The following is a 12,224-nucleotide window of genomic DNA, read 5'->3' as shown; positions in this document are numbered from 1 at the left end:
GGGGTGCCGGGCAGGCAACGAGCGCCCCCCCTTCTGAGACATCCCCAGCGGCGCTGCCGGGGTCTGTCATTTCTTGTCTTCGCCCTTGCCGACGCCTCCCTGATGCGCGGGTCCCACTCCGGAGTCGCTGCCCTCGGTCTCGGCCGCGTGTACAGCGGGCTTCTCCTCGGCCGGAGAGGCCACCGCGCCGCGTGGGGTCTCCCCGGGTGTCGGCGACTGCATTCCGGTGGCGTCCACATGGTCGTCGTGCTCCGGGCGCCCTTCCTTCGTGCTGGTCGTCCGGCCGTCGTAAGGCGGTGTCGCCGGCTCCGCGCCGCCGGGAGGCAGCGAGCCGCCAGCGGGCGCCGGGTTCGTGCCCTGCTCCGCGGAGGAGGTGACCTCCTCCTGATTCAGGGACCCCGGCTTGCGGTCCGTCTGGCCTGCTCCAGCCTGGTCCGGGCCCGCGTCGCGTGAGCCTTCGGGGCCGCGCTCGGACTGTGGTTCTTCGTGTAGCTGTTTGCCTGGTTCGGTACCCATGATCACTCCTCGTTGATGAACCAGAACGCCGGATTCTCGGCTTCGTTCGTGGTTGCCATCTGCTGTAGCTATGCCCTGAAACACGGACACGAAACCGCATCTCTCGGGTGGGCAAGGTTTGGCACTGCGCCCATCCTGGCGCGACGCAAACCTCACCAGGGCGCATCTACCCTGACCTGCTCGTCTCGGCGAGGTCTGGTGTCCCGAAGTCGTCGATCACCGGGTCTTCCGGGATGATGCCGTGGTCGTCGAGCGGCCGCATCGAGCACGTGCCTCGGCAGGGCGACTGATTTGTTTTGGGAACGACTGGGCATACAGAGAAGAGCGAATCCGTACAGCAGCGATGCGGCTCCATCCCACTGAATTGCCAGCGAGGAGCTACGCCGTGCCCGACAGAGTCCGCCGATTCCCTCGATCCCGATCAGGTCCCCAGCTATCGCCGAGTCCCGGATCCCCCCGAGCATTGCCCCCGGCTCGGTCAGCGGGCTGCCGCGCTGCGCACTGTAACCGTGCCACTTGTCGAAGGTGCGGACAGAACCTGTTGCCAGCGGGGTGAGCGCCTCGCTGCAACATGCGCGGCGGAGAGCTTTCCGTGGTGGAACGAAGGTTCGTCGATCCCCGTTGTGGCATAGGTCGATCCCGTTGTGGCATAGATCGACTTCGCCAGTGTCCCCCGGACGCCCTCGACAGCATTGGATTCCAAGCAAGGAAAGTTCGTCAACCAACACTCATGGAGAGGAAGCGCAGATGATCCGGGTCGCCTCGGTGCCGGCGTCGCACGTCTATGTTCGACATCTCACCGATCCGAGAAGCAATGATCACGTCGTCCGGCTCCCGGACCCGATCCCCGCAGATGGACGCACGGTACCGGGAGGATGGTGGCCGCCGTTGATGCTCGACCCGATGTGGATCAGCCGGCACTACAGGGAATTCGACGTGTTTCATATCCACTTCGGCTTCGACGCCATCGACCCTGCCCTGATGGAGGCGATTCTCCACGAATTGTCCGTTCGTCATATCCCCCTGGTGTACACCGTCCACGATCTGCGCAACCCGCACCAACCCGATCCCGAACCGCACCTCGATCTGCTCGATGCGCTGGTGCCGGCAGCCGCACAGGTCGTCACCCTCACCCCGGGAGCCGCGGCGGTGATCGATCGACAGTGGTCTCGTGCGGCCACGGTGCTCGGACACCCGCACGTAGTGGAGCGCCTGCTGATCGACCGCCCACGGCCCGGCAACGACGAGTTCGTCATCGGGGTGCACGTGAAAAGTCTTCGCGCGAACATGGATCCGTTCCCTGTCCTCGATGCACTGTCCGAGACCGTACAAGGGCTTGAGGGTGCTCGGTTGCAGGTCGACGTCCACGACGAGATCTTCGATCCCGAGAATCACTGGTATGCCCCCGACGCCGGTGCGCGTCTTCTGCGCTACGGGAACCGGAACCGCGTCGAAGTCCGAGTCCACCCGTATTTCTCGGACGAGGAACTGTGGGATTATCTGTCGTCGCTGTCGGTGTCGGTACTTCCGTACCGCTTCGGTACCCACTCGGGTTGGCTCGAGGCCTGCTACGACCTCGGCACCGCGGTCGCGGCCCCGAACTGCGGTTTCTACGGCGAGCAGCAGGACTGCGCGGTGTTCGGGTTCGACGAAACCCATTTCGACGGGCCGTCACTGGACCGGTGCATCCGCGCACTCCATGGCGGCCACCCGGTGCGGGCGACGTGGGACGAACGTGCGTCGCAGCGGCAAGCGCTGGCCCGCGAACACCACAACCTCTACGAGAAGGCACTGTCGTGACCGGGGCACCGCTACGGATTGCACTTCTGGCGTCCTGCCGATTCCCGATCCGGCAACCGTTCGCCGGGGGTCTCGAATCGCATGTGTGGTACTTGGCCCGCGCCTTGTCTGCGGACGGTCACCGGGTGACGTTGTTCGCCGGTCCGGACTCCGATCCGGCACTGGGCTGCACGCACCTCGAAGTCCGGACTCTCGAGATGAGCGCGGCGGCCCGAACCGATGCATCGATGCCGTCGATCGAGTTCATGGCCGAACATCACGCCTATCTGCAGCTGATGCTCGATCTCGGCGGCCCTCTGGCGGGAGCGTTCGACGTGATACACAACCACAGCCTGCATTATTTGCCGGTGGCCATGGCTGCCACTGTCCCCACCCCGATTCTGTGCACGCTGCACACCCCGCCCACACCGTGGCTCGAGTCGGCCATCACGGTCGGCACAGGGCAGGGCGCCCAGTTCGCGGCGGTGAGCGCACACACCGCCGCCTCGTGGCGGCACGCAGTCGGTGACATCGATGTCATCCCCAATGGGGTCGATCTCGCCGATTGGCCGGTCGGCAGCGGGGGCAGGCGCCTGATCTGGTTCGGCCGTCTGGTGCCCGAGAAGGGGGCTCACCTCGCGATCATCGCCGCCCGACGTGCCGGATTTCCTCTCGTACTCGCCGGCCCGATCAGCGACAAGGAGTACTTCGAGCGTTCCATCAAACCTCTCCTGAACCGGGACGTCGTCTACCTCGGTCACCTGGGCCAGTCCGCGTTGGCCACCGCGATCGGCAGGTCGGCTGCGGCGCTGGTGACACCGGTATGGGACGAGCCCTACGGTCTGGTGGTCGCCGAAGCACTCGCCTGCGGCACGCCCGTGGTCGCGTTCGCCCGGGGTGGGATCCCGGAAGTGCTCACCCCCGACTGCGGCCGACTGGTACCCCCGGACAACCTCGATGCCCTGGTGCGGGCGATCCCGGAAACCGTGAGACTCTCCCGTCCGGCGGCCCGTATCCGCGCCGCTGAACACTGTTCCGAACGCACCATGGTCGACGCGTACGTGGCTACCTATCGGCGGCTGACGCGGGCGCACCACAGCGGAAAGTCGTTCCGACACACCAGGGCGTCGCTGTGATCGGCTACTACATTCATCACCACGGGCAGGGACACCGGGTGCGGGCGACGAGTATCTGCTCCGCCCTCGCCACGGCAGTCACCGCGCTGTCGTCTGCGCCGCCGACCGGTGCGGAGTGCTTCGCCGAGGTAATCTGCCTCGCCCGGGACGACCACGGTGGTCCGCCCCTGGATCCGACGGCCAACGGGACACTGCACTGGGCGCCCTTGCTCGATCGGGGTCTGGGTTCGCGGATGAGCCGAGTGGCCAACTGGGTCGAATCCGCCAGGCCGAGTCTCATGGTGGTGGATGTCTCGGTGGAAGTAGCGGCCTTCGTCCGGCTTCTGGGGGTGCCGGTCGTGGTCATGGCCATGCCGGGAGTTCGTACCGATTCGGCACATCGTGTGGGATATCAGCTTGCCGAGCACATCATCGCGGCGTGGCCGCAAGAGATGTACGACCCGGTCTGGCTCCAAGAATTTGCGCACAAGACCACCTTTGTGGGCGGAATCAGCCGGTTCGATGGCCGCGAGTGTGACGACACCCCGCCATCCGGGCGTCCCCAGGTGTTGGTGCTCAGCGGCACCGGCGGATCGGATCTGTCGATGGACGACATTCGGTTGTGCGCCCATCGGCACCCCGGATACCGGTGGCAGGCGCTCGGCGTCCCGGGCGGTCCCTGGGTGGATGACCCGTGGCCACAGTTGAGCGGCGCCGACGTCGTGGTCTCCCACGCCGGTCAGAACGCCGTGGCCGACATCGCCGCCGCCCGCCGTCCGGCGATCATCATCGCCCAATCACGCCCGTTCGACGAACAACAGGCCACCGCGGCGGCACTCTCAGACAAGGGGCTAGCAGTGTCGGTGCCGCAGTGGCCATCGGTGACCGCGTGGCCACACCTGATCGAGGCGGCACTGAAGCGCGGTGGTCAGCGGTGGCCTCGTTGGCAAACCGCGGGGGCGGCCGCACGCGCCGCGGCGGTCATCGACACGCTCGCAAAGCAATCCGAGGCTTCGCGGTGAGGATCGCGGTCATTACGATCGCCGCGAACCGAGACACCCATTTGCGGTTTCACCTGCGGTCTCTGGAACGCAGCACAGTGGCCGCAGACGAACACGTGGTTGTCGCGATCGGAGACCCCGCGGTGGCAGACGTCGTGGCCTCCGAGGGCAGCACCACCCGGCCGTTGTGGATCGAGCACGATCGGGGCCCACTCCCGCTGGCCTACGCCCGCAACGCCGGTGCTGCGGCCGCTCTGGCTGCGGGGGCGGAACTGCTGGTCTTCCTGGACGTGGACTGCATCGCCGGTACCGAAATGCTCCAGCGGTACGTCGACGCGGCTCGGCAGCGGTGCCATCGCCATGCTCTGTTGTGCGGCCCGGTCACCTATCTGCCGCCACCCGGACCGCTGGGCTACGACCTCGACCATGTCCACGAACGACGCCGCCCACATCCGGCGCGTCCGGCACCGCCGGCAGGGACTGTGCTGACCGGGACCGATTACGACCTGTTCTGGTCACTGTCCTTCGCCGTCACCGCCGCCACCTGGAATCGGATCGGTGGATTCTGCACCGAATACACCGGTTACGGCGGGGAGGACACCGATCTCGCGCAGACCGCCGCCGCCGCGGGCGTGGGTTTGCGGTGGGTGGGCGGCGCCGACGCGTTCCACCAGTACCATCCCGTGTCCGATCCCCCCGTCGAGCACCTCGCTGACATCCTCGCCAACGCTGAACTGTTTCATCGACGCTGGCACCGATGGCCCATGGAAGGATGGTTGCATTCGTTCGAAGAACTGGGGCTGATCACTTACGATCCCATCCACCGGCGGTGGGTCGAAGCGGTGTGAGTCTGGGATTTCCTTGGTGTGCAATCGTCCCCCACGGACGGCGAGGCTTGCCGTTGCCAATTCGGGTGTCGCGAATCCGGGTACCCGCATCCCACAGTCGCTGGGGGGCCGGCAGCACTCAGGGCAGGCCGGTCACGTTGTCATGTATCGATCCGGATCTCGGTCGCGAGGCAACGGATGCTGTCAGAAGTCTTCATCGATGCAGGCCAGTCGATCACCCGCCATTCCGGCCTGTCCGGCACCGGTCATGGTCTGCTGTGCGTGCAGTACCACCGAGTTGGCCTCGCCGTCACGGAACTCCCAGTCGACGGTCGTCGACGCCTGTGCGTTGCCGTTCGCGTCGGTGGTGACATCGAGCCAGATCTCGTTCTGGGGATTCGCATAGGCCGGATCCGACGACGGAGCATTCGGCGTGGCCTTCGGGTCGACATCGTTCTGATAGTGCGGCCCCGAATCCGACGGCTGCGGCCCACACAGTGCCGTGTGCGCGTGGACACCGAAGTCGCGGTTGGGGGCAAGGCCGGTTGCGTTGAACGTGACGGTGGTGCGGCCACCCTCCTCCTCGGATTCAATGTTCACGGAGGAACCCACCGGAACAGCGGCTTCGCCATAGGTGAAGGCGTTGTCGTCGCCGGCGCTGTCGCCCGGCAACTGGAAGGCTCCTTCAGACCCGGGCAAGATAGGCATGCCGGTGGTCGTCGTTTCGACAGAGTCGGGGGGCGTCTGCACGGTGGCCGAGACATCCGTCGATGAATCGTCGTTGCCGCATCCGGCTGCGGCGAGGACGGTGAGGGATACGCCGACGATCAGGGTTACGTGTCGTGTGTGCATGATTCGGCATTACCCCCAGGGTGGGGTGCTGAATCACCCACGACAGGGCTCAGTCCCCCGACGCTGCAGGTTCTCGCCGAGAGGGTCAACCCCGTACGGGGTTGAACTGCGGTTCTCTGCGTTCTGTCAACTCAGACAGCATTTCGACGTTGCTCCGATACTCCTGCCGGTCGCCGTTCTGATCACCTGACGTTGCTCTGTTGCGGCGGCCCATCGTCGTCCTCGGCCGCGGAACCTACTGGTACATCACGGCGCTGCCATCAGTTGGACTCGGACCCGCGCAGCGGACTGCGGTGCGGGGTCGGCAGTCGGTCCGTAGGCAGCCGGACGATTGGCGGGGCGGTACGGCAGGGTATTCGGTCGTCGTGAGTCATGAACGGGGTCTAAAGGTCGTCGGCAGCCGACCGGCAACGTCGGAACTGGTGTCGTTGCGGGGTCGAGCACAGACGCTGCTGTCGCCGAGGCCGTCGGTGCCTCGCGGTGCTGCGCCGGGTGGGTTGGTCCCAACACAACCTTTCGCCGTCGTCGATGTCGCCGCTGACGATGTCCCCACGAAAATTCATCCGAGACCTTCGAAGGGAGCACCACACCCATGTCGACCAGGACGATCGATGGGCACCGACTGCACCTGACGCATCTCGACAAAGTTCTGTACCCGTCCGTGGGAACGACGAAGGGCGAGGTGATCGACTACCTGGCGGAGATCGCTCCCGCGATGGTGCCGCACCTGGCGCAACGCCCGGTGACCCGGAAGCGGTGGCCGGACGGTGTCGACTCGGACTCCTTCTTCGAACGCAACCTCCCCTCGTCGACGCCGAAATGGGTTCCGCGACTGACCGTGCAGCACAAGGACCGCAGCGTCGACTATCCCCTCATCGACTCCGCCGCAGGTTTGGTGCTGATGGGGCAACTCGCCGCGTTGGAATTGCACGTGCCGCAATGGACGGTGGTCGACGGCAAACCGGGACCGGCAACACGATTGGTGTTCGATCTCGATCCCGGTGAAGGTATGGACCTTTCCGACTGTGCCCGTGTCGCCCTGGCGGTCAAGGAGCAACTCGACGACGCCGGGCTGACGTCGTTCCCGGTCACCAGCGGCAGCAAGGGTATTCACGTCTACGCGTCGCTCACCGCGAAGAACGACATCGACCCCTCTCCGTTCGCCCGGACGCTCGCAAAGAGACTCGAGAAGGACTCGCCGGAATCGGTGACCGCCACCATGGCCAAGACCGACCGCCGGGGAAAGGTCTTCCTCGACTGGAGTCAGAACAACGTCGCCAAGCCACCGTTACTCCGTACTCGTTGCGCGGGCGCTCCGAACCGACGGTCGCCGCGCCACGGGAATGGAAGGAGCTCGAGGCAACCGATCTGCGTCAATTGCGGTTCGACGAGGTACTCGACCGATACCGCAGCGAAGGCGACCTACTCTCGGCGTCCCTGGACTCCCTTCGGACGTACCGATCCAAACGAAAGCGCGGCAAGACACCCGAACCGGTCCCCGCTCCCACAGCCGATTCACCATCAGCGGACTCGGGCCGGGCCCTGAGCTTCGTCGTCCACGAGCACCACGCGACCAACCTGCATTGGGATTTCCGCCTCGAACGCGACGGGGTACTGGTCTCGTGGGCGGTACCCAAAGGCGTCCCACGTTCTGCGTCGAAGAATCGCCTCGCCGTCCAGACCGAAGACCATCCCCTCGACTACCGCACGTTCTCCGGGACCATCCCGAAGGACCAGTACGGCGGCGGCCGAGTGGACATCTTCGACGAGGGAACCTACGTCCCCATCAAGTGGGAACGCGACGAGATTCTGTTCGAACTCCGGGGCCGACGCCTTCACGGGCAGTACGTGCTGATCCGCACCAAAGACGACCAGTGGTTGATGCACAAGATCAAGAAGGACAAGGAACGGCCGCTGCCGCACAGCGAATCCGACCAGGAACCCGCGAGCGCCTCGTCGAAGCCCGCCGACGAAACACCGATGCCGCGGGACCTGAAACCCATGCTCGCGACACTCGGATCCGATCAGGATCTCCCCGACATGCCCGCCGACCTCTGGTCGTTCGAGGGGAAATGGGATGGGATACGGGCGATTGCCGAGATCTCCGACGGGAAGGTCCACCTGCACAGCAGGTCCGGTCGCGACCTCACCGCGACTTACCCGGAACTGGCCTCGATCGGGGACACACTGGCCGATCACGATGTCGTCCTCGACGGCGAGATCGTCACCCTCGACTCGGCGGGCGTGACGAGCTTCGCCGCCCTGCAGAACCGGTCCGGGCTGCAGAAGCCGGCGGCGATCACCGCTGCCGCGCAGAAGTATCCGGCCGAGTTCTACGTGTTCGACGTGCTCTACCTCGACGGCGCCTCGCTGCTGCGTCACGGGTATGCGGATCGGCGCCGGGTGTTGGAGGAATTGGCGTCGAGCACCGGTCTCACCGTCCCCGCCCGTTTGCGCGGCGATGCCGCCGAGGCGTTGGCGGAGAGCCGTCGACGCGGGTGGGAAGGAATCGTCGGCAAGAAGAACGACTCGACCTACTTGACCGGCCGGCGGGGCAAAGCCTGGATCAAGGTGAAGAACCAGCGCACTCAGGAGGTGATCGTCGGTGGCTGGCGACGCGGCAAGGGATCACGCAGCGACACGCTGGGATCGCTGCTGCTCGGCATCCCGGACACGGACGGGCTCCGGTACGTCGGCAGGGTCGGCACCGGATTCACCGAACCGATGCTCGAGTCCTTGACGCGAAAACTCGAACGGCTCTCACGGAAGACGAGCCCGTTCACCGACACCCTGACGACCGCCCAACGCAAGGACGCGAATTGGGTCACTCCCCGGCTGGTCGGCGAGGTCGGGTTCACCGAATGGACCACGGCGAACCTTCTCCGGCACCCGACCTGGCGTGGCCTGCGCACGGACAAGAATCCCGAGGACGTGCGGCGGGAATGATCATCGGGCGGCGCCCGAAGGGGAGACCGAACTCAGTCGAAGACCCCGACGATATCGAGCACCAGCAGGACCGCGATCGCCACGAACACCACGACGATCACACCGATGACCACCATCGTGGCAATGCCTGTCGGTGGAAACGACCAACTGGTGCGCGGTTCGTGCTCGGACAACCCCGACGTCTGGGCGGAGTCCGGAGGCGTCGAACCTGGTCGGACACCGCCGCCCGATTCGAGATCGGGAGTGTTCGCCGGATCAGGGTCCGGAGGTTGAGCGGTCATAGTAACGGCCCTCCGTGGAATACGGCTGCTCGGCGTTCGAGCGGACGGCTGTGACATGCGGGTACCCGGATTTGCCACACCCACACGGCGGACGCGTATACCGAGTTTCGCGCCAAGGGGTCAGCTGGTGGCGAGAAGTGCCACCGCGGACGCGGCGGCGAGAAGGCCGACCGACTGTTTCGGGATCAGGCGTTCTCGAAGAACGGTGACACCGAGCACGACGGGGACGACGGGGTAGAGGGAGGACAACACGACGGCGACGACGGCGAGTTGCTCCCTCGTGGCGAGCAGATACGCGATGAGCGCAAGTGTTGCTGCCGCCCCGGTGACGGCTGCCGCCGGCACGGTGTGAAGAGACCGCCGCATGTGTGCGCGTCCCACGGTCGACAGCAGCGGCACGATGGTGAGGATCGCCGCGACCCGCCCGGCGGCAACGGGCCACAATCCTGCCCCCGACCCGGCCTGCGCCAGCGAAATATACTGCACGGCAATGCCGATTCCTGCGATGAGACCATCGAGAGCGGCTGCCGGCAGCGCGGGTCCAGCGCGAGTACCGGTGTCCGCGACAAGCCACAGTGCGGGAACCGAGATCACGATGCCGAGCCAGGACAGCGTGGACGGGCGCTCACCGAGAGCGGCGACTCCGATCAGGACCGGCAAGGCGATACCGCAGACCGCGCTGATCGGAACCACCACACTCATCGCCCCATGACTGAGGCCACGGAACAGGAACAACATCCCCACTCCGGTACCGACCCCCGACAGGGCGCCCCAGGCCAGGTCGACCGGCGCCGGCACACCGGAGGAGCCGACCGCTGTGGCAGCGACGACGGCGAACAGGAGCCCACCGACCTGACCCACGGCCGCGACAACCAGGAAATGGGCGCGACGGGACAGCAGACCGCCGGTGAAGTCCGAGATGCCGTAGAAGAGTGCCGAGGTGAGCGCGAGGAGAGGTCCCATCCGGATTACTTTTCGGTCGCTCTTTCGGCGTTGCCGACCGGACAGACCGCGTCGGTGGTGCATGCCCGGCGATCACAGAGCCGGCAGAGCAATTCCGAGTCACGGACATCCTGGTAAATCCGGGCCAACAATTTGTCCAGCACACCGGCCAGCGCCTCGCGTTCTTCGTCGTCGAGTGCCGCCAGCAGCGAGGCCAGTCCATCCCCGCGGGCCCCGAGGGCGGCACGCGCTGCCCGCTGCCCTTCCGAAGTGAGGGCGACAGCCCTTTCCCGTCCCGCACCGCGTTTCCGTTGCGCCAAGTTCTTGCCCTCGAGTGACTCGACCATGCGTGCCGCGGCCGATTGAGTCAGGCCCACGCGCCGGCCGAGTTCTGTCACGCTCAGGTCGGGGGTGGCCGACAAGACCACCAGCGCGGCAGCACCGCTCGGGCTGACCTGGCTGACGCGGGTGACCCTCGTGAGAACGAGATCGCTCACAGCCAGCGCCGCGGCCCCGAGGAGGTTGGCCGTGCGACTTCCATGCATGACTCATGCATACCATTCGGTGAGGGTGGCCGTCCAGACCTCACGACGGGGACGGTGTCGCGATCTCGAGAGGGGTCCACAGACCTACCCGGTTGTTCCACAACGTACTGATGCACCTATCCGAGACCGGGCGGGCTTGCGCAGTTCTGCCGCGCAAATCGGGTTCGGCGAGACCGTGCGCGCACTCCCGACCTCGTGCACCGGACCGCAGGACCCCGACGCGTGTGCAGGGTTTCCTTCCGCGCGAAGACGCGTTATCTTCTGATCAGAGGTTGAGATCACAGCCTGGCAGACAACGCCGCCACCGGTTTGGGATCGCCGACTTGTGTGTCGAAGACCCTTCATTCCAGGGTTTGGTTCGGTTCCGCGGCCGGTCACACACCGGGAGCCACCCATGGCCAATTTTCGCACCATCTTCGATTCTCCCGGTCTGACGCGGTCATCGTTGTCCGGGACCGACCTGTGCAGCAACGCCGATCACGGCTTCCGCATCGACATCGACGAACCCACCGGCGGCCCCGGGGTGCTCCGGGTGCGCGGCGACGTCGACGTCGTCACCGCCCCGGTGCTGAGCGCGTGCCTCGCCGAGGCGGTGCTCACCGGCCACAGCGTCGTCGTCGACCTTCTGCGCGTTCCGTTCGTCGGCTGCGCCGGACTGGCTGCACTCGACTACGCCGCCACCCGATTGTCCGAGCAACGATGCCGTCTGACCGTCGCCGCTCCGGCCGGCCTGCACGCGGTCCTGGACCGAATCGGGCTCAGCACGGCGGCGCCCTGCTTCGACACCGTCGCTGAAGCGTTCCACGCAGCACTCGCCTACTCTGCTTCCACCGCAGATCACACACCGACATTTCCGGTCCTCGACCGATCGCGTTCGCTGCATTGCTCTCTCGCGACCCTCCCCTCCCCTACAGCGCTCAACCGGAAAGGCATCGCCCGATGACGAACCAGTACTCAAACCCGCCAGCGTGGTCGACCGCATGGATCAAGCACCACCTCGATCGCATGGAGCACGGCGACGGCGGCAGCGAGGTCGGGAACATGGAAGCGGACGCGGCACGACCCTCGCAGAAACTGCGATAACCGTGGGAACCACTGCGGTGAATCGGATGGTGGCGTTCGAAGTTCGGTGGTGCGCCCTGGGCGGAGGCCCCGCTGAGACGATCATGGCCGACTTCGGCATGGACGCCGCGGCGTTCTTCCGATACCTGGCCGAATATCTGGAACTTTCCCCGCCCACCCCCCTGCGCCCCGACCTGCTCGAGCGGATGAAGGCCGTCGCGCGACGACGTGTGTGGCTGGCCACCTGAGAAGCCTCGCCGTGGTTTGAGGTGCCCGGGGCACGGGCAGGCCACTCGAACGAAGGAAGGCGACCCACGTCTCCAATGCTGCAGCGAGTCGTGGCCGCAAGAATATCGGA

Annotated in this window: 11 protein-coding genes and 1 pseudogene; 7 read left to right on the top strand and 5 right to left on the bottom strand. The window is 66.0% G+C overall.

What is annotated here, in order from left to right; all coding sequences use genetic code 11:
* Nucleotides 1-66 precede the first annotated feature (66 nt).
* The gene (locus ACLIVD_RS16775; protein WP_491932722.1) at nt 67-516 is read right to left on the bottom strand and encodes a hypothetical protein; all 450 of its coding nucleotides are present in this window, start codon (nt 514-516) and stop codon (nt 67-69) included.
* A 747-nt stretch (nt 517-1,263) separates the two neighbouring features.
* Here ACLIVD_RS16775 and ACLIVD_RS16770 point away from each other — a divergent pair.
* The 4 genes from ACLIVD_RS16770 to ACLIVD_RS16755 are packed head-to-tail and all read left to right on the top strand — an operon-like array spanning nt 1,264 to nt 5,259.
* Nucleotides 1,264-2,316, top strand: coding sequence for a glycosyltransferase family protein (locus ACLIVD_RS16770; protein WP_491932721.1), 1,053 nt, complete (start codon nt 1,264-1,266; stop codon nt 2,314-2,316).
* Nucleotides 2,313-3,431 carry a glycosyltransferase family 4 protein gene (locus ACLIVD_RS16765; RefSeq protein ID WP_491932720.1) on the top strand — a complete coding sequence of 373 codons (1,119 nt, stop codon included), beginning with the start codon at nt 2,313-2,315 and terminating at the stop codon, nt 3,429-3,431. Before ACLIVD_RS16770 ends, ACLIVD_RS16765 begins: the two co-directional genes overlap by 4 nt.
* Entirely contained in the window at nt 3,428-4,432 is a 1,005-nt protein-coding gene (locus ACLIVD_RS16760) for a glycosyltransferase (RefSeq protein WP_491932719.1), read from the top strand. The genes ACLIVD_RS16765 and ACLIVD_RS16760 overlap by 4 nt, the downstream gene beginning before the upstream one ends.
* A complete protein-coding gene (locus ACLIVD_RS16755) occupies nt 4,429-5,259 on the top strand; it encodes a glycosyltransferase family 2 protein (protein WP_491932718.1) in 831 nt (276 codons plus the stop codon). Before ACLIVD_RS16760 ends, ACLIVD_RS16755 begins: the two co-directional genes overlap by 4 nt.
* Before the next feature lie 183 nt (nt 5,260-5,442).
* On the opposite strand, the gene ACLIVD_RS16750 is transcribed toward ACLIVD_RS16755, so the two are convergent.
* Nucleotides 5,443-6,090, bottom strand: a complete 648-nt coding sequence (locus ACLIVD_RS16750) for a superoxide dismutase family protein (protein ID WP_491932717.1) — start codon at nt 6,088-6,090, stop codon at nt 5,443-5,445.
* Between the two features lie 592 nt (nt 6,091-6,682).
* On the opposite strand from ACLIVD_RS16750, the pseudogene ACLIVD_RS16745 reads away from it, so the two are divergent.
* Nucleotides 6,683-9,036 (top strand): annotated as a pseudogene (locus tag ACLIVD_RS16745) (ATP-dependent DNA ligase).
* 32 nt (nt 9,037-9,068) lie between these two features.
* Here the strand turns inward: ACLIVD_RS16745 and ACLIVD_RS16740 are convergent.
* The 3 genes from ACLIVD_RS16740 to ACLIVD_RS16730 form a co-directional block, all read right to left on the bottom strand.
* Nucleotides 9,069-9,317 (bottom strand): DUF6480 family protein, encoded by a 249-nt coding sequence (locus ACLIVD_RS16740; RefSeq protein ID WP_005256658.1) that lies wholly within the window; start codon nt 9,315-9,317, stop codon nt 9,069-9,071.
* A gap of 120 nt (nt 9,318-9,437) precedes the next feature.
* A complete protein-coding gene (locus ACLIVD_RS16735; RefSeq protein WP_283331781.1) occupies nt 9,438-10,280 on the bottom strand; it encodes an EamA family transporter in 843 nt (280 codons plus the stop codon).
* 5 nt (nt 10,281-10,285) lie between these two features.
* Nucleotides 10,286-10,804, bottom strand: coding sequence for a MarR family winged helix-turn-helix transcriptional regulator (locus ACLIVD_RS16730; protein WP_283331782.1), 519 nt, complete (start codon nt 10,802-10,804; stop codon nt 10,286-10,288).
* A gap of 394 nt (nt 10,805-11,198) precedes the next feature.
* Between ACLIVD_RS16730 and ACLIVD_RS16725 the strand changes: the two genes are divergently transcribed.
* A complete protein-coding gene (locus ACLIVD_RS16725) occupies nt 11,199-11,747 on the top strand; it encodes an STAS domain-containing protein (RefSeq protein ID WP_283331783.1) in 549 nt (182 codons plus the stop codon).
* A 166-nt stretch (nt 11,748-11,913) separates the two neighbouring features.
* On the top strand, nt 11,914-12,114 hold the full coding sequence (locus ACLIVD_RS16720; RefSeq protein WP_280783754.1) for a hypothetical protein: 201 nt from the start codon (nt 11,914-11,916) through the stop codon (nt 12,112-12,114).
* The last annotated feature ends 110 nt before the right edge of the window (nt 12,115-12,224 follow it).

The sequence above is a fragment of the Rhodococcus sp. G6(2025) genome (assembly GCF_058628105.1).
Note: the sequence above shows the minus strand (reverse complement) of the source record. Positions and strands in the feature narration are given on the sequence as shown.

Excerpts from the sequence above, each read along its gene's own strand:
- ACLIVD_RS16775 (WP_491932722.1), bottom strand. The coding sequence starts at position 516 with ATGGGTACCGAACCAGGCAAACAGCTACACGAAGAACCACAGTCCGAG.
- ACLIVD_RS16720 (WP_280783754.1), top strand. The coding sequence starts at position 11,914 with ATGGTGGCGTTCGAAGTTCGGTGGTGCGCCCTGGGCGGAGGCCCCGCT.
- ACLIVD_RS16730 (WP_283331782.1), bottom strand. The coding sequence starts at position 10,804 with ATGCATGGAAGTCGCACGGCCAACCTCCTCGGGGCCGCGGCGCTGGCT.
- ACLIVD_RS16750 (WP_491932717.1), bottom strand. The coding sequence starts at position 6,090 with ATGCACACACGACACGTAACCCTGATCGTCGGCGTATCCCTCACCGTC.
- ACLIVD_RS16740 (WP_005256658.1), bottom strand. The coding sequence starts at position 9,317 with ATGACCGCTCAACCTCCGGACCCTGATCCGGCGAACACTCCCGATCTC.
- ACLIVD_RS16725 (WP_283331783.1), top strand. The coding sequence starts at position 11,199 with ATGGCCAATTTTCGCACCATCTTCGATTCTCCCGGTCTGACGCGGTCA.
- ACLIVD_RS16735 (WP_283331781.1), bottom strand. The coding sequence starts at position 10,280 with ATGGGACCTCTCCTCGCGCTCACCTCGGCACTCTTCTACGGCATCTCG.
- ACLIVD_RS16770 (WP_491932721.1), top strand. The coding sequence starts at position 1,264 with ATGATCCGGGTCGCCTCGGTGCCGGCGTCGCACGTCTATGTTCGACAT.